This window comes from Campylobacter volucris (assembly GCF_008011665.1).
GTDB classification, from domain to species: Bacteria; Campylobacterota; Campylobacteria; order Campylobacterales; family Campylobacteraceae; genus Campylobacter_D; species Campylobacter_D volucris_A.
The window spans coordinates 17,030-36,933 of record NZ_VOWJ01000028.1; the positions used below are offsets into that span (position 1 = coordinate 17,030).

At 28.8% G+C, this 19,904-nt stretch carries 20 protein-coding genes; 19 read left to right on the top strand and 1 reads right to left on the bottom strand.

Features of this window, described 5'->3' with window-relative positions:
- The 19 genes from FPD38_RS05105 to FPD38_RS05195 all read left to right on the top strand — a co-directional run bounded on the left by FPD38_RS05105 (window position 1) and on the right by FPD38_RS05195 (window position 19,031).
- A complete protein-coding gene (locus FPD38_RS05105) occupies window positions 1–939 on the top strand; it encodes an ABC transporter permease (RefSeq protein ID WP_315969952.1) in 939 nt (312 codons plus the stop codon).
- Window positions 932–1,708, top strand: a complete 777-nt coding sequence (locus tag FPD38_RS05110; RefSeq protein ID WP_147555665.1) for an ABC transporter permease — start codon at window positions 932–934, stop codon at window positions 1,706–1,708. Before FPD38_RS05105 ends, FPD38_RS05110 begins: the two co-directional genes overlap by 8 nt.
- Window positions 1,705–2,478, top strand: coding sequence for an ATP-binding cassette domain-containing protein (locus FPD38_RS05115; RefSeq protein ID WP_147555666.1), 774 nt, complete (start codon window positions 1,705–1,707; stop codon window positions 2,476–2,478). Before FPD38_RS05110 ends, FPD38_RS05115 begins: the two co-directional genes overlap by 4 nt.
- The gene (locus tag FPD38_RS05120) at window positions 2,462–3,133 is read left to right on the top strand and encodes an ATP-binding cassette domain-containing protein (protein ID WP_147555667.1); all 672 of its coding nucleotides are present in this window, start codon (window positions 2,462–2,464) and stop codon (window positions 3,131–3,133) included. The genes FPD38_RS05115 and FPD38_RS05120 overlap by 17 nt, the downstream gene beginning before the upstream one ends.
- Window positions 3,134–3,246: 113 nt before the next feature.
- The gene (locus FPD38_RS05125) at window positions 3,247–3,666 is read left to right on the top strand and encodes an NAD(P)H-quinone oxidoreductase subunit 3 (protein WP_147555668.1); all 420 of its coding nucleotides are present in this window, start codon (window positions 3,247–3,249) and stop codon (window positions 3,664–3,666) included.
- Window positions 3,663–4,142, top strand: coding sequence for a NuoB/complex I 20 kDa subunit family protein (locus FPD38_RS05130; protein WP_229238036.1), 480 nt, complete (start codon window positions 3,663–3,665; stop codon window positions 4,140–4,142). Before FPD38_RS05125 ends, FPD38_RS05130 begins: the two co-directional genes overlap by 4 nt.
- Window positions 4,142–4,933: an NADH-quinone oxidoreductase subunit C gene (locus tag FPD38_RS05135; protein ID WP_261798301.1), complete on the top strand. Its 792-nt coding sequence runs from the start codon at window positions 4,142–4,144 to the stop codon at window positions 4,931–4,933. Before FPD38_RS05130 ends, FPD38_RS05135 begins: the two co-directional genes overlap by 1 nt.
- Window position 4,934: 1 nt before the next feature.
- Window positions 4,935–6,161 (top strand): NADH dehydrogenase (quinone) subunit D, encoded by a 1,227-nt coding sequence (gene nuoD / locus FPD38_RS05140; RefSeq protein WP_147555670.1) that lies wholly within the window; start codon window positions 4,935–4,937, stop codon window positions 6,159–6,161.
- The gene (locus FPD38_RS05145; RefSeq protein ID WP_147555671.1) at window positions 6,158–6,385 is read left to right on the top strand and encodes an NADH-ubiquinone oxidoreductase subunit E family protein; all 228 of its coding nucleotides are present in this window, start codon (window positions 6,158–6,160) and stop codon (window positions 6,383–6,385) included. The genes nuoD and FPD38_RS05145 overlap by 4 nt, the downstream gene beginning before the upstream one ends.
- The gene (locus FPD38_RS05150) at window positions 6,382–7,095 is read left to right on the top strand and encodes a hypothetical protein (RefSeq protein ID WP_147555672.1); all 714 of its coding nucleotides are present in this window, start codon (window positions 6,382–6,384) and stop codon (window positions 7,093–7,095) included. Before FPD38_RS05145 ends, FPD38_RS05150 begins: the two co-directional genes overlap by 4 nt.
- Window positions 7,092–9,545 carry an NADH-quinone oxidoreductase subunit G gene (locus FPD38_RS05155; protein ID WP_147555673.1) on the top strand — a complete coding sequence of 818 codons (2,454 nt, stop codon included), beginning with the start codon at window positions 7,092–7,094 and terminating at the stop codon, window positions 9,543–9,545. The genes FPD38_RS05150 and FPD38_RS05155 overlap by 4 nt, the downstream gene beginning before the upstream one ends.
- Window positions 9,542–10,540 carry an NADH-quinone oxidoreductase subunit NuoH gene (gene nuoH, locus FPD38_RS05160; RefSeq protein WP_147555674.1) on the top strand — a complete coding sequence of 333 codons (999 nt, stop codon included), beginning with the start codon at window positions 9,542–9,544 and terminating at the stop codon, window positions 10,538–10,540. Before FPD38_RS05155 ends, nuoH begins: the two co-directional genes overlap by 4 nt.
- 8 nt (window positions 10,541–10,548) lie before the next feature.
- On the top strand, window positions 10,549–11,175 hold the full coding sequence (gene nuoI / locus FPD38_RS05165) for an NADH-quinone oxidoreductase subunit NuoI (RefSeq protein ID WP_147555675.1): 627 nt from the start codon (window positions 10,549–10,551) through the stop codon (window positions 11,173–11,175).
- Complete coding sequence (locus FPD38_RS05170; RefSeq protein ID WP_147555676.1) at window positions 11,168–11,668, top strand: NADH-quinone oxidoreductase subunit J; 501 nt, start codon at window positions 11,168–11,170, stop codon at window positions 11,666–11,668. The genes nuoI and FPD38_RS05170 overlap by 8 nt, the downstream gene beginning before the upstream one ends.
- Before the next feature lie 2 nt (window positions 11,669–11,670).
- Complete coding sequence (gene nuoK, locus FPD38_RS05175; protein ID WP_147555780.1) at window positions 11,671–11,982, top strand: NADH-quinone oxidoreductase subunit NuoK; 312 nt, start codon at window positions 11,671–11,673, stop codon at window positions 11,980–11,982.
- On the top strand, window positions 11,970–13,772 hold the full coding sequence (gene nuoL, locus FPD38_RS05180) for an NADH-quinone oxidoreductase subunit L (protein ID WP_147555677.1): 1,803 nt from the start codon (window positions 11,970–11,972) through the stop codon (window positions 13,770–13,772). Before nuoK ends, nuoL begins: the two co-directional genes overlap by 13 nt.
- A gap of 1 nt (window position 13,773) precedes the next feature.
- On the top strand, window positions 13,774–15,246 hold the full coding sequence (locus FPD38_RS05185) for a complex I subunit 4 family protein (protein WP_147555678.1): 1,473 nt from the start codon (window positions 13,774–13,776) through the stop codon (window positions 15,244–15,246).
- Entirely contained in the window at window positions 15,246–16,643 is a 1,398-nt protein-coding gene (locus FPD38_RS05190) for an NADH-quinone oxidoreductase subunit N (RefSeq protein ID WP_147555679.1), read from the top strand. The genes FPD38_RS05185 and FPD38_RS05190 overlap by 1 nt, the downstream gene beginning before the upstream one ends.
- Before the next feature lie 24 nt (window positions 16,644–16,667).
- Window positions 16,668–19,031 (top strand): tetratricopeptide repeat protein, encoded by a 2,364-nt coding sequence (locus FPD38_RS05195; RefSeq protein WP_147555680.1) that lies wholly within the window; start codon window positions 16,668–16,670, stop codon window positions 19,029–19,031.
- On the opposite strand, the gene miaA is transcribed toward FPD38_RS05195, so the two are convergent.
- On the bottom strand, window positions 19,028–19,891 hold the full coding sequence (gene miaA / locus FPD38_RS05200; protein ID WP_147555681.1) for a tRNA (adenosine(37)-N6)-dimethylallyltransferase MiaA: 864 nt from the start codon (window positions 19,889–19,891) through the stop codon (window positions 19,028–19,030). The genes FPD38_RS05195 and miaA overlap by 4 nt on opposite strands.
- Window positions 19,892–19,904 lie beyond the last annotated feature (13 nt).

Below are 19,904 nucleotides of genomic sequence, written 5' to 3' on the forward strand. Positions count from 1 at the left end.
ATTTTAAAACGCCTATTATGGGCGTTTTTTTTGATTTTTTTTGCAAGTTTTTTATGTTTTGTGATGATGTATTATGCCAAAGGTAGTGTGGTATTTGCTGCTGTGCCTCAAGGTGTTAGTTTAAAAGTAAAAGAAGAGATAGAAAAAAATTTAAATTTAGATAAACCTTTGTTAGAGCAGTATGAAAATTGGGCTTTTAAAGCATTAAAAGGCGACTTTTCCTACTCTTTAATAAGTGGTGAAAAAGTAAATGAAATTTTAAAAGAAAAACTTCCCTATACCATTATACTTGGAAGCTTGGCTTTTTTTGTGTTGTTTGTTTTATCTTTGATTTTAGGGCTTTTGTGTGTATTTTATAAAGATAGTTTTTTAGATAAATTTATCACTTTTTTTACAATGAGTTTTTTAGCTTTGCCTACTTTTTCTTTATCTTTGATGCTTATTTTATTTTTTTCGGTTATTTTTAAATTTTTTCCAAGTTCAGCTATAGCAGATATTGGTTTTGAAGATGATGTAAAAAATCGTTTGTGGCATTTGTTTTTGCCAGTGTGTGCTTTGGTTTTTTCGCATTTAGCGGTTTTTGTGCGTTTTATAAGAACTACTTTAATCGATAGTTTAAATCAAAATTTTATAGAAAGTGCTTTTGCTAGAGGACTTAGTAAAAAAAGAGTGTATTTGCATTTTGTGTTAAAAGATGCTTTTGGTTCTATACTTGCATATTTTGGTGCTTCTTTTGTGAGTTTTTTAATGGGCACTTATATAGTAGAGAGTGTGTTTTCTTATGAGGGTATAGGGAATTTGGTGATTAAAAGTATATTGTTTAAAGATTATCCTGTAGTATTAGCTGTAGTTACTTTTAGTATATTGGCAGTGGTTTTTGTAAATTTGATTGTAGAAATTCTTTGCAAGATGATTAATCCAAGGTTTGCAAATGCGTAAAATATACTTAGTTTTATTTTTTATCGGTATTATTTTAGCTATATTTGCTCCTTATATAAGCTCTTATGATCCAAATTTAATCGATCTAAGCAAAGCCAAGCAAGCTCCAAATTTAACTCATATTTTTGGTACAGATTTACTTGGTAGAGATCTTTTTGCAAGAATTTTATATGCTTTAAGAGTTTCTTTACTTGTAGGAATTTTGGCTGCATTTTTAAGTGTAGTATTTGCTCTTTTTTATGTTTTTTTAACTAGATTTTTTGCTTATGCATTTTTTGCAAGAGTGCTTGATATGTTGTTAGCTTTACCTTCTTTGCTTACGATAATGTTTTTTCAAAGTTTTTTAGCAGGTTCTATTTGGAGTATGATTTTTATCATTGCTTTGGGGCATTTTGCTTTTGTGGCTAAGGTGCTTGATACACATATTAACAAATTCCAAAAATTAGAATTTTATCAAAATGCTATAATCTTAGGAAGTACCAAAACAAAGGCTTTATTTAAAGAGCTTTTGCCTGCATGTTGGAATTTGCTTTTTGTGCTGTTTGTGTTAAACATTGCTCATGCTATAACTAGCGAAGCAACTTTGAGCTTTTTTGGTTTAGGAGTAGATCTTTCTACACCAAGCTTAGGCAATATACTCAATGAAGTTAGCAAAAGCGTGTTTTTAGGATTTTGGTGGATGATAGTCTTTCCTGTGATGTTTATACTTTTACTTATTTTACCTTTGCTTGCTTTGGGTAATGATATGCAAGAGGATATCAAAATATGATAAAAGTCGAAAATTTAAATTTACATTATAAACAAAAAGTTTTGTTAAAAAATATCACTTTTACCCTTGAAGATAATAAAACTTTAGCCATTATGGGTAAAAGTGGTGTTGGTAAAAGTTTATTACTTAAAAGCTTCATTAGACTTTTTGATAAACATTATTTATTGCAAGCTTCATCGCTAAATATAGACTCTAAAGAAATTTTAAATCTTAGTGCTAAAGAGTTAAACACTTTAAGATCAAAAGTAAATTTACTTTTTCAAGATGTTTATGGTAGTTTTTATCCGCTTATAGATATTGGGAGTTATTTTAATATAGTTTTAAAAACCCATACTACTTTAAGCACAAAAGAAATTAAAGAAAAAGCATTTTATTTTTTTGAGCGTTTAGGGCTTAAAAATCATGATCTTTTGTGGCATTCTTTTATTTATCAATTAAGTGGAGGTATAGCAAGGCGTGTTCAAATAGCCCTAGCTTTATTAAGCGGGGCTAGGTATTTATTGTGTGATGAGATTACAAGTTCTTTAGATAAAAAAAATGAAGAAAAAATCATTACTATTTTAAAAGAATTAAAATCAGAATTTATTAATATACTTTATATTACACATGATTTAAATTTAGCAAAAGAATTAAGCGATGAGGTTTTGATTATGGAAGATAAAACTATCATCGAACAAGCAAGCATTTTGGAATTTTTGAAAAATCCAAAAAGTTCTTATGCTAAAGAATTGATAGAACTTTCAAAGAATGAAAATGTTTTTAGAGATTAAAAATTTAAGTAAAAGCTATGCTTTTAAAAAACACTGGTATTTAAAACAAGAAGAAATTTTTATTTTAAAAAACATCAATTTTACATTAAATAAAAATGAAAATTTATTGCTTTGTGGAGAAAGTGGAAGCGGTAAAAGCACTTTAGCTAAAATTTTGTGTATGTTAGAAACTGCAAATAGTGGCGAAATTTTGTTTGAAAATGAAAATATTTTAAATTTAGATTTTTCTAGCCAAAGAAAATTACGCAAAAAAATTCAATATCTTTTTCAAGATCAAAAACTAGCTTTAAATCCTTATAAAAAAGTTAAAAATCTCATATTGGATGTGTATGAAAATTTTAATCTTAAGCCAAATTATAAAGAACTTTTTGAGTTATTTGATATTTTTGAGCTTGAAAAAGATATTTTAGATTTAAAGCCTTCAAAGTTAAGTGGTGGGCAAAGTCAAAGACTTGGACTAATTAGGGCTTTGATTTTAAAACCAAAATTGTTAATATTAGATGAAATTATTTCAGCTCTTGATATACCAACTGCTTATAAAATCTTAAATTATCTTATTAAATTTCAAAATTTAAATGATATTACTTATATTTTTATTTCCCATCAAGAAAATTTGTTAAAAAATCTTTGCCATAAAAAGATTATTTTACAATAGAGATAAAAAAATTGTTTCATTTTGAAATATTAAAAATTTATTTGATTGATAATAAGTTTTTATATAGCTAATTTGAAGTAAAATAATTCCAATTGTCTTTTAAAAGGTTTATTATGACTCATGCAACAATAGAGCATCAATACTTTGGTATATTTGCAATGCTTGTGATTGCAAGCGTTATCTTTTTTACTTTAGTATATATTTCTTCAAAATTAGGCTCCAAACTAGCTTCGCACAATAGAAAAAAACTAGGACTTGGAATTTATGAATGTGGTCCTATGGCTTCTAAACAAGCTAATAAAATCAATTCTCAATTTTTTGTTTTTGCTTTGATTTTTATATTGCTTGATATAGAAGTAGTATTTTTATTTCCTTGGGCTGTTGTGTTTAAAGATTTAATTGCTGAGCTTTCAAAATATGGTTTGTCTATGTTTGCTTTGGTTGAAGTTTTTGTATTTGTTTTATTGCTTGCACTTGGGTTTTTATATGCTTATAAAAAAGGAGCATTTGAGTGGCAGAGTATCAAAAAATGAGCACAGCACCTGTTGTTTTAACCACTGTTGATAAAATAGTCCAATGGGGTAGGAGTAATTCTTTATGGGCTTTATCTTATGGACTTGCTTGTTGTGCTATTGAAATGATGGCAGCAGGTGGTTCAAGATATGATTTTGATAGATTTGGGACTATTTTTAGAGCAAGTCCTAGGCAATCTGAAGTGATGATTATAGCTGGAACTTTAAGCAAAAAACATGCTGAATTTACAAGAAGACTTTACGATCAAATGCCAGATCCTAAATGGGTAATTTCTATGGGTTCTTGTGCAAATACTGGCGGTATGTTTAATACTTATTCTACTGTTCAAGGTGTAGATAGAATAATACCTGTTGATATTTATGTGCCAGGCTGTGCGCCACGCCCTGAGACTTTTCAATTTGCACTAATGATACTTCAAAAAAGAATTCGCAAAGAAAAAGCAAGTAGACACATCGCTCCAAAAAGGCTTATATGATGAGAAAATATAGTGATAAAAAAAATGTTCAATTGAAAAATTATTATGAAGATAGATTTTATCATGCTCCAAAAACTCAAAAATTAAATTTAGAAAATAGTGTTTTTGAGCAAGATTTTCTTCAAATTTCTCAAAAATTTAAGATTAAAAAATCTTTTATTGAGCTTGATTTTTGGGTGATTGAAATAGAAAAAGATGATAATGTTGCTTTATTAAATGAGCTTAAAAATTTAGGCTATAGCTGTTTTACCGATGCAAGTGCTATTGATTTTGTAGCACAAAAAAATGGATTTGAAGTATATTATCAGCTTTTAAATATGGATAAAAATCTAAGAGTTAGGATAAAAACCTTTGTAGGTATAAAAGAAAAGCTTCAAAGTATTATGAGTGTTTTTAAAGGAGCTAATTGGTGCGAGAGAGAAATTTATGATATGTTTGGAATTTTCATCATTAATCACGCTAATTTAAAAAGATTATTAATGCCAGATGATTGGTTTGGTCATCCTTTTTTAAAGACTTATCCTTTAGAGGGTGATGAATTTGCTAAATGGTATGAGATTGATAAAATTTTTGGTAAAGAATACCGCCAAGTAGTAGGAGAAGAAAACAGAGATCCAGGTTTTGTTGATGAAAAAGATACTTTAAATTTTAGCCGAATTTATCATGAAGTATCTAAAGGTGAGGCTCCAATAGAAGATAAATACTTGCAAGATTATCAAGAAGAAGATGGTGTTGCTTTTGTAAAAAAAGTTAAAAGAAATCAAGCTAAAATTTTAGATAAGAGAAGATAAAATGCAAATTTCTACTAAATTAAAACCTTATTATGAAAATATAAGCTTTGAGCGAGAAGATGGGGTAATGATAGTAAATCTTGGCCCTCAACATCCTAGTGCTCATGGAAATCTACGCCTTATTTTAGAGCTTGATGGAGAAGAAATTATCAAAGCTTCTCCTTGCATAGGCTATATGCATCGTGGTATGGAAAAAATGGCTGAAAATATGATTTATCAAGAATTTATTCCAACTACTGATAGGATGGATTATATAGCAGCAAGTGCAAATAACTATGCTTATGTAGCAGCGGTTGAAAAACTTTGTGGTTTAGAAATTCCACGCAGAGCAAGTGTGATAAGGATGATTTTGCTTGAGTTAAATCGCATTGCTTCACATTTATTATGGCTTGCTACTCATGCACTTGATATTGGTGCTATGACTGTATTTTTATATTGCTTTAGAGAGCGTGAATATGTGCTTGATTTGATAGAAAAATATTGTGGTGCAAGACTTACACATTCTTCTATGAGAATAGGCGGAGTGATGCTTGATTTGCCAGATGGATTTTTAGATGAGCTACTAGCATTTTGTAAAAAATTTCCAAATGATATAAAAGATTATGAAGCCTTGCTTGATGATAATAGAATTTGGCGTATGCGTACTGAAAATATTGGTGTAGTAAGCAAGGAACAAGCTTTAAGTTGGGGTTGTAGCGGAGTGATGCTAAGAGGTAGTGGGATTGCTTATGATATAAGAAAAGAAGAGCCGTATTTGCTTTATGATGAGGTGGATTTTGGAGTGCCTGTTGCTAAGATGGGTGATTCTTATGCTAGGTATAAAGTTTATATGCAAGAATTTAGAGAAAGTTTGAAAATTTTAACTCAATGTGCTTTTTTATATAAAGACACTCCACCTCAAATTTTATGCGAACATCCTGAATATGTGAGTGCTTCAAAAGAGCAAATTATGACTCAAAATTATTCCTTAATGCAGCATTTTGTTTTGGTTACTCAAGGTTTAAAACCTCCAAAAGGAGAGGTTTATGTGCCTACTGAAAGTCCAAAAGGTGAGCTTGGGTTTTTTATCCATTCAGATGGAAGTGGCAGGCCTTATAGATTAAGAGCTAGAACCCCTAGCTTTTTTCATTGTGCATTTTTAGAAGAAATGCTTGTGGGTTCATATTTAGCCGATGCGGTGGCGATTTTAGGAAGTATAAACATAGTTTTAGGCGAGATAGATCGATGAGACGAGTGGATTTAAGAAAAAGTCAAAATTTATTTCAAGATTTAAAAAATATCATAGATGATGCTTATATGGGTGAAGTTTTGGTTGTTTTATTTGAAATAGGAGATTTTTCAAGTGTAGAAAAAAGTTTTGCTTTTGTTAAAGAGCAAAATTGCGAGCTTTTAAATTCTTTAAAATTTAATCAGGTAGATTGGACTATAGTCATAAAAAAGGCAAAACAATGAAACTAGCTAAATATCAAGAAGGTTTTAATGCATTATGTTTTACAGATTTACTTTCTTTAAAAAATCCAAATTTAAATACAAAATTAAATAATAGTAAAAATATCAATATTTCTTGCATTCAAGATAACAATTTAAATGCGACTTTTTATAAATGCGAAATTGCAAGTGTATCCTTTGTTTTGGCGTTGTTATGCAAAATGAGTATGGGTGGTTTTGATGATTTGGATGAAGGATATTTAAGTGCTGAATCTTGTTTTGGTGAAGAAGAGGCTTTAGAAGTTTTAGAATTTTTGCAAAATGCTAAATGTGTAATCTTTGATGAAAATTTAAAACAACACAAAGATTTTGAAAATATCAAATACTTTTTAATCAAGCTTTGTGAAAAATTTAATCTTATTTTGGTTTGTACAGATGAAGAAGAAAGTATTTTAAGTGTGCAAAAAGAATTTGATGGTTTATTAGATCTTGATAATTTTGATGGCATTGTTGTCTTAAAAAATCCACTTAAAGATTTAAATTTACATTGCTCTGCTTCTTTTGCTTTGATTGCTAAAGTGAAAGATAAAGATCATATAGAATTAAAACTCAATGATCAAATTTTTAATACTAAAGTTTTTATTGATCCAAATTTAAAAGGCACCGTGGCTTTATATGATTACAAAAGCAATGATTTTGCTTTTGTAAAAGCTCAGATTAAGGTTATAAAATGAAAGTCATCATTAATGGTATAGAGTGTGAAGCAAATGAGGGTGAGTATATTTTAAATGTAGCTAGAAAAAATGATATTTTTATTCCTGCAATTTGTTATTTAAATGGCTGTTCTCCAACTTTGGCCTGTCGTATGTGTATGGTAGAAGCTGATGGCAAAAAGGTTTATTCTTGCAACACTAAAGTTAAAGATGGTATGGTTATAGAGAGTGATTTGCCAAATTTATGGGATGAGCGAAATGCTATCATGCAAGCATATTGCATTAACCATCCTTTGCAATGTGGAGTATGTGATAAATCCGGCGAGTGTGAGCTCCAAAACTTTACACACAAAGCAAGGGTTAATACTCAAGATTATTGGATTAAAGATACTCATAAAGAGCATAAAAAATGGGGTGAGATTAATTATGATCCTGCTTTATGTATAGTGTGTGAAAGGTGTATTACTGTTTGTAAAGATAAAATCGGTGAAAGTGCTTTAAAAACTACTCCAAGAGGATCAAATACACCCGATGCTAGCTTTAAAGAGACTATGAGCAAAGATGCTTTGGCAATTTGGACTAAATTTCAAAAAAGTTTAATTGCTCCAAGTAATGGAAATATGCTTGATTGTTCATTTTGCGGAGAATGCACTAGCGTATGTCCAACAGGAGCTTTGATAGGTGCAGCTTTTCAATATACTTCTAATGCTTGGGAGCTAAAAAGAATTCCAGCGAGTAATCCACATTCTAGTGATTGTGAATTGATGTATTATGATATCAAACAAACTAGTATCAATAATCAAAAAGAAAAAATTTACAGAGTTAGTAATGATTTTGCCTTTGCAACGCTAAATAAAGCTGCAAGATATGGTTTTAATACGCAAAATGAAGTAGAAGCTAAAGATGTAAAAGCTTTTGAAAAATTAGTAAAAATGATACAAAATCAAGAAATTAAAAATATAAAATTTAATAGTTTTATTACCAATGAAGAAGCTTTGATCTTGCAAAATATTAGTGATAAATTTGAAATTAATCTTATCAATGATGAAGCTAAAAAATTTCAAGATTTTCTAAATATTTTTTATCAAAATGCTAATGTTATTTATAATGCTAATACTCAAGATGTTAATCAAAGTGATTTTTTAATCATCGCAGGATCTTTTTTAAGATATGATGCGCCAACTCTTGGATATAAGGTTAATAATGCTTTAGTGATGAATAAAGGCTCGGCTTTATATTTTCATCCTATTAAAGATAAAGGTGTGGATAAATACTCTAAAAACCTTTTGCAAATTAACCATGATATTAAAAATAATGAAGATATTTTACTTTTTATCTTGCAAAAATTTGCAAAAGAGCTCCCGCTAGATTTGCAAACTATTGTTGAAAAAGCATACTATGAAGATAGTAAAGAAATAGAAGAAATTATAAATGAAGAAGTGATTGAAAAAATAGAACGCGAAAATGAAAATGGCGAAGTAATTATAGAAGAAGTAAAAAAACAACTTCCTAAAAAAATTCAAAAAACTATACAAGTTAAAAGATCTATTTATGCTAAAAATCTTGGATTAGATGAAGATATTGTAGAAAATTTATTAGCTAAAAAGCAAAATTTTACTCTTATTATAGGTAGTGATTTTTATTATGATGCAAAAAGCACAGAACTTGCAAGACTTTGTGCTTTGGTGCAAAAGCACACTGAATTTCAAGTATTTTTGATTCCAACTTGTACTAATACTTTAGGTGTGAGTTTGATTTGTAATTTGCAAGATACTTATAAAGAAGGAAAAATTTTAGGCTATAACGAGCAAGGTGATTTTACTTTTTCTTATGATGGACATTGTAATTTAGCAAGCTCTAGTTTAAATCAGCAAGAAGGAAGCTTTGTGAATTATGATAAAAGATTGGTTCCTACTAATGCAGCTTTGGAATTTAAAGGATATTTTTTAAATGATTTAGCAAATGCTTTAGGATTTAATGAAGAATTTACCATAAATTATACCAAGCTTTTACCACAAGATAAGGGCTTTAGAGCAATTGAATTTGATGATTTGAACAATTATTATGACAATGGTGGAAAAAACCATCGTGGCTATGAGCTTGATTTTTCCAATTTAAAATTAGAAAAAAAAGAATTTAACACTCAAAAATTAGATGAAAATGATGGAAATTTAACCCTTTATTTTGCAAATAGCATACATCAGTTTGGAAAACTTAGTAATAGAGCTTTTAATGAGGTTGGAGCTTTATTTTTATCAGCTGATTTGATGAAAAAATTTGATTTAAAAGATAATGATAGCATTATTTTAAAATCAAAACATACCCAGCTTGCACTTAGTGTTAAAACAGATGAAAATTTAGAAAATGGTGCATATTTGGGTGATTATGATAGCAAGCTTAATACTCAAGATTTATTTCAAGGTTTGCGTTATATTAAAGTGGATCTTGAAAAAACAGGAGCAAAAATATGAATGATATTACATTTTTTATTATAGAAACTATCATCAAATGTGTTCTTGTTATAGCAGTTTTTGCTACTTTAGCAGGAGTTGCTACTTATCTTGAAAGAAAGGTTTTAGCTTTATTTCATCGTCGTTTAGGACCTGATATGGTAGGGCCTTTTGGTTTATTACAAGTTGTTGCTGATATGATAAAACTTTTTACAAAAGAAGATATAGTGCCAACTTATGCACAAAAAATTGTTTTTTTAATCGCTCCTTTAATAGCAGCTATTTGTGCTTTTGTTGCCATAGCAGCTATTCCTATTTTTCCTGAATTTACTTTATTTGGCAGAGTAATTCGCCCTATTATAGCTGATATTAATGTAGCATTGTTGTTTGTTATTGGCATGGGTGGAATGAGTTTTTATGCTATTTTTTTAGGCGGTTTAGCAAGTCATAATAAATGGTCATTGTTAGGTGGTGCTAGAGGGTTGGTTTCTATCATTTCTTATGAGAGTGTAGCTGGACTTTCTTTAGTTTGTGTTGTAATGCTTGTAGGATCATTGTCTTTGATAGATATTAATAATTATCAAAGCGATGGAGTTTTTTCTTGGCTTGTATTTAAACAACCTTTAGCTTTTGTGTTGTTTGTTATAGCTATTTTTATAGAGACTAATAGAACCCCGCTTTGTTTAAGTGAAAATGAAACTGAGCTTGTGTCAGGTTATGGCACAGAGTATTCAGGACTTAGATGGGGTATGTTTTTTATAGGTGAATATACAGCCATGATAACTGGAGCGATTATGATATCGCTTTTATTTTTGGGTGGTTTTAATGATTTTTGGATTATACCTGGAGCTATTATGATGCTACTTAAAGTATCTTTTGTGTTTTTTTGGTATTTTTGGGCTAGGGGAGCATTTCCGCAGCTTCGTCCTGATCAAGTTATGAAAATGTGTTATTTGATTTTAATACCTTTGGCAGTTTTAAATTTATTAATTAGTGCTTTAGTGCTTGTGATATAGGAAAGATTATGAAAAAAGGTTATTTTAAAGTAGATTTTGAGCGTAAAAATCCTACGAATGCTTATGAAAAAATCATACAAGTGATCAAGCGTTCTTTAAATACTGAACTTTTTGTGGGTTTGTATGTTGTTTTAAGAGAAATGTTGAAAAAAAACAATAGTGCAACGATTAAATATCCTATGGAAAAAGTTGCTTTAGATGATAGATATCGTGCGGTTCATCGTTTGATGCGTTTTATTGAAAGTGAAAGTGAATGTTGTATAGGTTGTGGATTGTGTGAAAAAATTTGTATTAGTAATTGCATAAGAATGGAGACATCTTTAGGTGAAGATGGGCGTAAAAAAGTAGAAAATTATAGTATTAATTTAGGGCGTTGTATATATTGTGGGTTTTGTGCTGATGTATGCCCTGAGCTTGCAATTGTTCATGGCAAAGAATATGAAAACGCAGCAGAGCAAAGATCGTATTTTGGTCAAAAGCAAGATTTTTTAACTCCAATTGATGAATTAAAAAACCAAGTAGTATTTGAAGGTAGTGGCAGTCTTAGAAAAGATGCTGATGATTTTGTTAAAAAAACTCCAAATTATTATGATGTAGATTTACAAAGAGAAAATACAAGGGAAGAAAATGTTTGAGACATTAGCCTTTTATATATTGAGTGTTTTGGTGTTAGGATTTTTTTTAGTGAGTGTATTAAGTACTAGTGTGCTTTATGCGATTAGTTCTTTAGCTGCAGGTATGGTTTTTTTAAGTGGATTTTATTTTTTATTAGAAGCTGAATTTATTGGAGCAATACAAATTATTGTTTATAGCGGGGCTATTTTGGGGCTTTATAGTTTTGCTATGATGTTTTTTGATGCTTCTACTAAGGTTAAAGAAAGTTTAAAAAATAAAAGATTTTTTATTTTAGCTGTGGTTTTTACTGCTTTTTTACTTATAGGTATAATTTTTGGTTATGATATTAATGATTACGAAACATCTTTTGAAATTTTAACTTCCACGCAAGAAATCGGTTTTGTATTATTTACTAAATATATGCTTGCTTTTGAATTTATGGCTGTTTTGCTGCTTATTGCTTTAATTTGTGCTATTGCATTAACTCAAAAAAATACACAAAAGGATAAGTAATGATGCTAGAAAAATACTATGTGGTTGCTATTTTGATGTTTGCTATAGGATTGATTGGTATTATAAAGCGTCAAAATTTGATCATGCTTTTTGTATCTAGTGAAATTTTACTCAATGGGGCCAATTTGGCTTTAGTTACAGCAGGGGTTGCACACAATAGCATTGATGGGCAAATTTTTGCTTTATTTATAATGGGAGTAGCAGCTTGTGAAGTGGCTGTTGGAATAGCTCTTTGTGTATTGTGGTATAGAAAAACTGGAACTTTAGAAATTAGTTCTTTAGCTGAAAAAGGAGATGAAAAATGCAAAATTTAGCTCTAATAGCGCTTTTTTCGCCTTTACTTTCTGCGATTATTTTGGGAATTTTTGCTTTTAAGCCTAAAAAAATTTTACTAGGATATCTCGCTTTTGTTTTTATTTTGATTTCAGCTATATCTTCTGTAATTTTATTTATCAATAATGTGCATTTTGATTTTACTTTAGGCACTTGGATATCGTTGCTTAATGTAGATTTTGGATTTAAGATAGACACTATTACCTTAGTGATGATGTGTGTAGTTGGTATTGTTTCAACTTGTGTGCATTTATATAGTATATTTTACATGGAAAAAGATGAGGGTTTTAATCGTTATTTTAGTTATCTTGGACTTTTTGTGTTTTCCATGATGTTTTTAGTTATGAGTGATAATTTTTTAGGACTTTTTGTAGGCTGGGAAGGCGTTGGTGTATGCTCTTGGCTTTTAATAGGTTTTTGGTATCAAAATCAAAAATACACTTTTGCTGCCAATGAAGCATTTATAATGAATCGTATAGCAGATTTAGCTTTACTTTTAGGAATTTTTTTAATCTATTTAAAATTTGGATCTTTAACTTATGATAATGTATTTGCTCTTTTAGTGTTAAGCTATGAGGATAATAAAATTTTAATTTTGATTGCAATTTTACTTTTTATAGGAGCTATGGGAAAATCAGCACAATTTCCTTTCCATACTTGGCTTGCTGATGCCATGGCAGGACCAACCCCAGTTTCAGCGTTAATCCATGCTGCGACTATGGTGACGGCTGGAGTTTATTTGATAATTCGTGCTGGAGATCTTTATCTTCAAGTACCTGATGTAGGTTATTTTATAGCGATATTAGGTGCTTTTGTGGCTTTATTTGCTGCATCTTTAGCTATGGTAGCCAAAGATTTAAAAAGAATTATTGCGTATTCTACTTTATCTCAGCTTGGCTATATGTTTGTAGCAGCTGGACTTGGTGCTTATGCTATAGCTCTTTTTCATCTTGCAACTCATGCATTTTTCAAATCTTTGTTGTTTTTAGGTGCTGGAAATATTATGCATGTTATGAATGATAAATTAGATATTAGTAAAATGGGTGGACTTTATAAAAATATGCGTTTTAGCGCTATTTTAATGAGTATAGGATCTTTAGCTTTAGCTGGAATTTATCCTTTTGCAGGGTTTTTTTCTAAGGATTTAATTTTAGGGTTTTCTTTTATAAGTCATCATCATGAAATTTTTTTAGTCTTATTGATTGCAGCTTTTATGACTGCATTTTATAGTTTTAGACTTTTAATGTTAGTATTTTTTACCCCAAAAAGACATGATGAACATCCTCATGAGGCAAGTAAAATAGCCTTACTTGCGATGACTCCACTAGCTTTGCTTGCTATTGTAGCAGGATTATTTGAGTATAAATTTATGGAATTTGTAAGTTTAGATTTGACTTTAATTGAAGCTCAAAATTCTTTAGTGATGAAACTTGCGCTTAGTGCAGCAATACTTGGGATGCTTTTGGCAATCATTGCTTATAAAAGAAATTGGTTTAAACCATCTATTTCTAATACAAGTTTATATAAGCTTATATCAAATGAATATTTTATTCCAAAATTTTATCATCAATTTATAGTGCAAAAATATACTTTATTTTGTGAATTTTTAAAAAGAAATGATAAAGAAATATTAAATGCTAGTATAGATGCCATAGCGCAGTTTTTGCAAGCTTGTGGAAAGGCTATTATAGTCAAAGGAGATTTATCTTTGGTTTTAAGAATATCTATTTTAGCATTTGTTTGTTTGCTTTGCTTAGTTTTGGTGGTGTAATATGTTGAATTTATTGATATTTTTTCCATTTTTTGCTGCTTTGGTTGCGCTATTTTTAAAAAAAGAAGAAGGCAAATTTTTTGCCGTGTTGGTTAGTTTTTGTATTCTTGCTTTGAATGTATTTTTATTATATAAATACCAAGAAGGTATTGCTTATGAATTTGAATTTAGCTTTTTAATGGCAAGCTATCATATTGGTGTTGGTGCAATTGCGCTTTATTTGATGTTGCTTTGTTCTTTGATGATATTTTTGTCTTTTGTGTGTTTGGATATACCAGATAAAAGTGTTGTGGTAAGTATTTTTTTATTAGAATTTTGTATGATGGGGCTTTTTGCTTCATTGGATGCAATTTTGTTTTATATATTTTGGGAATTTTCTTTAATACCGCTTATTTATCTCATAGGAAGATATTCTAATAACTATAAAGCAGGAATTAAATTTTTTGTTTATGCATTTTGTGGATCCATGTTGATGCTGCTAGCTATTATTTATACGGGATATTTGTATTTTAAAAGCTTTGGTTATTGGAGTTTTGATTTATTACAATGGTATAAAAGTGATTTTTTCATACCTGAAAATGCACAAAATTTAATTTTTATAGGATTTTTTATAGCTTTTGCGATCAAAAGTCCTTTGTTTCCATTTCATACTTGGGCACCATCTGTATATGCTAAAAGTCCTACTTTGGTTTCTGTGATGTTAGTGAGTTTTAAAATGGCTCCTTTTGGAATGATTCAATTTATTTTACCTTTAACAGTAGATGCTTTAAATCATTATTATTCTATTTTAGCAATCTTGTGTATAGTTAGTATTTTATATGCAGGATTTATAGCTTTTAAAAGTAAAGATTTAAAAGAGCTTATTGCTTATAGTTCTATATCACATTTAGGTGTTGTTATGCTGGGGATTGTGAGTATTACTAATGATGGCTTAAGTGGTTCTGTGTTTTATATGTTTGCTCATGGTATAGTTACTGGAGGGTTATTTTTACTTGCTTATATGCTTTATCAAAGATACAATACTTATGAGATAAGCTTTTATAAAAATTTAGCTAAAAAAGCACCTTTATATAGTGTATTTTTTGGTATTTTAATGCTTTCATCGATATCTTTACCTTTGACTATATCTTTTGTTGGGGAATTTTTAATTTTACAAGGTATAGCAAGTGTGAATTTATGGTATGCATTATTAGCTGGTATAGTGATAATACTTGGGGCTATTTATATGTTAAATCTTTACAGAAATATGTTTTTTGCCACATCAATCCAAGAAGATAAGATAGAATTTAAACTGAAAAGTGGTGAAATTTTTGTTTTAAGTATTTTGAGTGCTTTGGTAGTTTATTTTGGTATAGCACCAAGTTATATACTTGATCAAATTTCAACTAGTGCAAACGATATTCTTGAGATAATACAAATTAAAAATGTTGTTTTAGAAAATCAAAAAATTATAGATAGTATAAGAGGTTTATAATGGGTGGGTTTAATTTAGAAAACTTAAATTTTGTATTGTTATGGCCTATGTTATCTTTATTTTTTTGGGCTATTGTTTTGTTATTATTAAGTGCTTTTAAAAATTTTTCTAAAAGTTTTTATACGAGCGTTAGTGTTATGGCGCTTTTGGGTAGTTTTTGCCTTTTGTGTGTTTTTAACGGGTTTAGATTAGATAATGCAAGTGCTTTTTTTGGTTTGTTTATTAGTGATAATTATTCTATTTTTGCACAACTTATTATTATAATTTTTTCTATTTTTTATTTGATTATGGATAAAGAAGACAAAAGAGCTGAATTTTTTTCTTTGTTTTTGTTTATGATAGGAAGTTTTATTTTAATGATATCAAGCACTAACTTGATAGTCATTTTCCTAGCTTTGGAAGGCTCTTCTTTAGCTCTTTATACACTAATTGCCCTAAGAGGAACACATAATGCAATTAGTGCAAGTATTAAATACTTTACTATTGCTGCTGTTGGAGCTGGATTTTTTGCATTTGCTTGTGCTTTTGTATATTTAAAAATTTGCTCTTTGGATTTGATTGATTTATTGAATTCAGAATATATTTCAGATCCTGTGTTATTAAGTGCTGGTGTGATGTTTTTAGTTATAGTTGGGATTAAACTTTCCATAGCTCCTTTTCATTTTTGGTTGAAAGATGTTTATTACGGAGCTCATACTAATTTTGTAGCTTTTATTTCTGTTGTGCCAAAAATAGCAATGGTTGTAGTGGTTTTGAGAATTTTTTCAGCCTTAGGCGGGGGTGTAAAATTTGAATATATTGTTGCATTTTTGGCTATGTTTTCTATGTTTAGTGCTAGTATAGTGGCTTTAGTGCAAAATGATGTTAAAAAAATGCTAGCATATAGTTCTATAACTCATTCTTCTTTTGTATTAGCTATTATAGTATCTGGTATAAATTTAAATTCTCAAGAAGGTGGTATTGTTTATTTGATAGCTGTTTTGGCTTTATTTTTATATTGGATTGCTTTTGCTTTTGCTAATTACGGTTTATTTGTAATATTAAGCTTATTTAAGAAAAGCTCGTATGAAAGTTTTGCTGGATTATTTGATAAAAATCCTGTTTTGGCAGTTGTATTGGCTTTGTTTGTTTTATCAATAGCTGGCATTCCTCCATTTGGAATTTTTTGGGGTAAATTATTGATTTTAGCTTCGATTTTAAATTCAGGTTATTATGTAATGGTATTCATCATCGCGCTTAGTTCAATGATTATGATTTATCCATATTTGAAAATTTTAATTTATGTATTTTTTAAAAAATCAGACAATATCACATATGAACAATTAGCTATAGAACAAAAAATAATCTTAGGTATTTGTCTTGCTGGAAGCTTCGGTAGCGTGTTTTTGCTTTTGTAAAGTAATATTGCTATAATCACATTTATGATAAGAATATTATTTTTATTTTTGCTAAATATAAGCTATGTATTTTCATTTGAAATATTTGTCAATAAAGGAGAAGACGCGAGCGTCCCTTTTAGTATATTACATTTAAAAGATAGTAAAGATTTTATTTGCAAAGATACTTCTCAATCACAGAATAATTACTTTGAGTGTAAAATTTTAGGTATAAGTAGTATGCATTTTCAAGATAAAGAATTTGATGATTTTGTGATTAAATTTAAAAAAGAACAAACTTATGTAAATATTTTTATAGAACCAAAAGTTCCGGTAAAAATGTATAGTTATTCTCAAGAGCTGTTTGACTCAGAAGAAATTCTTAAGCCAAATCCAAATGCATCAAATCATTTTGTATTTATATTTACCAAAGACATCAAGCGAGAGCAAGTAGAAGATGGTTTGGATTTTAATCCTTATTTTAATGATGGTTTAATGCCATATATTGGTGCTTTGGATTTAAATTCTAGACCCTTGGAGAGTTCTAAAAGTGCGGATTTTAATGCTTATTTTAGCATCAAAAAAGAATATGAAGCTAAAAAATATGATCAAGTTTTAAGAGATGCTAATAATGCCATTAAAAGATACCAAGGTAGTATTTTTATGAGCGAATTTGAGCTTTATAAATTAAGAGCGCAAAATCAACTTTATACTTATACTTTAGATAAAGACCAACAAATTTTAGGAGAAATGCTTGAAGAGGCTAAGAGATGGACTAGAACTTATGTAAATGATAAAGATTTCACAGAAGTTATGTATATTATGATGAGAATTTACATAGGTTTATCACAAAGATCTAATGTAGAATATATTGTAAATCTTTTAAGTACAGAACATAAAAATGATCCTTATACTGTTATGGCTATGCTAGATTATGCAGATTATTTGTATAATCTTGGAAAAAAAGATAAGGCAGTTGAAATTTATGAAAATGTTTATTATTCCACTCAAAACCAAAATTTGGCAAGTAGGGCAGCATTATTTTTAGCTAGAAATTATTTAGAGCAAAAAAATATCCAACAAGCTAAAGAGTTAAGTGATAAAATTTTAGATTCAAATCCAAAATTTTTCGTGAGCGATTTAGCAAATTCTTTAATTTTAGCAAAAGCTTTGGATAATAATAAAGCCTATGATGTAAGCTCAAAAATATACGAATATATTTTTAAAAATTTGACTAAAGTTGATAAAGATTATGAAAGAGTTTTAAAAGAATTAGCTTTTTCATTGCTTAATACTAAAAAATACAATCAAGCTCAACAATACTTAGATTTATATATAGAGGAATTTCCACTAGGAGAATATCTAGCTCTTGTAAAACAAGCTCAAGATAGAAATTTTTTATATTTAAAAGATAACAATTCTACTTATTTGCATCAAAAATATGAAGAAATTATGGCTAAATATGCAGGAGAAATTTCAAGCAAGGCTCTTTTTGATGATGTAAAATTATATTATAAAGAGAAAAATTATGAAAAGATAATTTCCTATAAAAATGAAATAGAAAAGTATTCTAATAAAGAAATTAAGGATATTTTAGAAAAATCAGCTATTGAAATTTTAACTCAAGAGCTTAAAAAAGATGAATGCTTAGAGGCAATTAAAATTTATGATGCTTTCAAGGAATATAATATAGGTAACAAAATTTACAATAAAAAACAAATGTTAGCCTGCTTTAAACGGACTTTGCGTATAGAAGAAGCTAAAAAATATATACTTGAAAATGAAAAAGATGATGAAATTTATTATAAGCTTCAATGGGCTGATCTAGCTTTAAAAGATAAACAATATCAACAGGTTATTAAAACTATTGATGATGTTTTATCCACTCGCACTATTATTAGTGATGAGGAAAAATTTGAAGCTAATTATCTTAAATTTTTTGCTCAATTGAAATTGGAAAAATACAATGCTATGGTTGAAACTTTGCAAAAATTAGAGCGTTTTGATATGAATTATCGTATGGTAGAGCTTTATTATGAATTTTTATTATTTTGTGAGAAAAATAATTTTATTACCAATATTCTAACCTATGCACCAAAAGCTATTGATTATCAAAACTTAAAAGGTGTGAATCTTTTTTCTCCAGATTTAGAATTTATGTATATTAAAGCTTTGCAACAAAGCAATCAAGATCAAAAAGCTTTGAGTTTGTTTAAAGATTTGTTGGCTAATCCTTTAAAAGCAGATGAAAGAGCTAGAGCATTTTATTTGCAAAGTAGTATTTATGAAGATTTAAACCAAACCCAAAATCAAAAACAAAGCTTACGAAAATGTTTAGATATTAATGTAACAAGTGATTGGCAAAATTTATGCAAGGAAAAAATAGATATTTTAAATTCTCAACCTTAATTTATAAATTTTTTTCTTAACTCATTGTATGCTGCATCGTAGCTTAGTTGAGTTTTGTTAAATTTTTTATTAAAAGTTCTTTGTCGTTTGGCAAGTTGTCTTGTGTGTATGATGATGAGTTCTTCTAATTTATCTAAAGATATTTTATGTTCAAAAAAACTTTTGCATTCTTTTAATCCTATGCAATTTAAAGCTTTAAGATTATTATCAAAATTTTCAAAAAGATTTTTTGCTTCATCTAGTAAGCCTTCTTTGAGCATATTTTTGGTGCGTTTAATGATGCGTTGTTCTAAAATTTGTTTATCCCAAGTGATTTCAAAGATATCTAAATTTTTTATCAAAGCTTCTTGCTTGTTTTCTTTTAAAACTTCGCTCGGAATTTTTTTACTTTGCTCATAAATACCAAGCCATTTTTTTAAACGATAGGTGTCGTTTTTTTCTATTCTAGCATTGGTGTCGATTTTTTTCATTAAAGTGTAAATTTCATCATTGCTAAGCAAGCTTTTGCTTTCTTCAAAATGATCACTAAGGCCATCCATTAAAGCTTTTAAATAAAAGCTAGTTCCGCCTGTTATGATTAAAGCTTTGTTGTTTTCTTGCGCAAATTTTTTAGCCTTTTTATATTCTTGAAAAAACAATGCTATATTAAAATGTTCATCGATATTGATTAAATTTACACCAAAATAATCAAGCTCTTTAAGGGTTTTTTGATCGGTTTTAGCAGATGCTATGTTGATTTGTTTATATACACAAAGACTATCAAGACTTAAAATACTTGCATTAAATTCATAAGCTAACTTGTTTGCAAGATCGGTTTTGCCACTTGCTGTAGTCCCAATAAGTGCAAATTCAAAAAACATCGTAAAAATATCC

Bases quoted from the DNA above. Each gene is read 5' to 3' on its own strand.
- nuoL (WP_147555677.1), top strand. From the start codon at position 11,970: ATGCAAAATTTAGCTCTAATAGCGCTTTTTTCGCCTTTACTTTCTGCG.
- nuoI (WP_147555675.1), top strand. From the start codon at position 10,549: ATGAAAAAAGGTTATTTTAAAGTAGATTTTGAGCGTAAAAATCCTACG.
- FPD38_RS05150 (WP_147555672.1), top strand. From the start codon at position 6,382: ATGAAACTAGCTAAATATCAAGAAGGTTTTAATGCATTATGTTTTACA.
- FPD38_RS05120 (WP_147555667.1), top strand. From the start codon at position 2,462: ATGTTTTTAGAGATTAAAAATTTAAGTAAAAGCTATGCTTTTAAAAAA.
- FPD38_RS05110 (WP_147555665.1), top strand. From the start codon at position 932: ATGCGTAAAATATACTTAGTTTTATTTTTTATCGGTATTATTTTAGCT.
- FPD38_RS05115 (WP_147555666.1), top strand. From the start codon at position 1,705: ATGATAAAAGTCGAAAATTTAAATTTACATTATAAACAAAAAGTTTTG.
- FPD38_RS05195 (WP_147555680.1), top strand. From the start codon at position 16,668: ATGATAAGAATATTATTTTTATTTTTGCTAAATATAAGCTATGTATTT.
- miaA (WP_147555681.1), bottom strand. From the start codon at position 19,891: ATGTTTTTTGAATTTGCACTTATTGGGACTACAGCAAGTGGCAAAACC.
- FPD38_RS05155 (WP_147555673.1), top strand. From the start codon at position 7,092: ATGAAAGTCATCATTAATGGTATAGAGTGTGAAGCAAATGAGGGTGAG.
- nuoH (WP_147555674.1), top strand. From the start codon at position 9,542: ATGAATGATATTACATTTTTTATTATAGAAACTATCATCAAATGTGTT.
- FPD38_RS05145 (WP_147555671.1), top strand. From the start codon at position 6,158: ATGAGACGAGTGGATTTAAGAAAAAGTCAAAATTTATTTCAAGATTTA.
- FPD38_RS05185 (WP_147555678.1), top strand. From the start codon at position 13,774: ATGTTGAATTTATTGATATTTTTTCCATTTTTTGCTGCTTTGGTTGCG.
- FPD38_RS05170 (WP_147555676.1), top strand. From the start codon at position 11,168: ATGTTTGAGACATTAGCCTTTTATATATTGAGTGTTTTGGTGTTAGGA.
- FPD38_RS05125 (WP_147555668.1), top strand. From the start codon at position 3,247: ATGACTCATGCAACAATAGAGCATCAATACTTTGGTATATTTGCAATG.
- nuoK (WP_147555780.1), top strand. From the start codon at position 11,671: ATGCTAGAAAAATACTATGTGGTTGCTATTTTGATGTTTGCTATAGGA.
- FPD38_RS05130 (WP_229238036.1), top strand. From the start codon at position 3,663: ATGAGCACAGCACCTGTTGTTTTAACCACTGTTGATAAAATAGTCCAA.
- nuoD (WP_147555670.1), top strand. From the start codon at position 4,935: ATGCAAATTTCTACTAAATTAAAACCTTATTATGAAAATATAAGCTTT.
- FPD38_RS05190 (WP_147555679.1), top strand. From the start codon at position 15,246: ATGGGTGGGTTTAATTTAGAAAACTTAAATTTTGTATTGTTATGGCCT.
- FPD38_RS05135 (WP_261798301.1), top strand. From the start codon at position 4,142: ATGAGAAAATATAGTGATAAAAAAAATGTTCAATTGAAAAATTATTAT.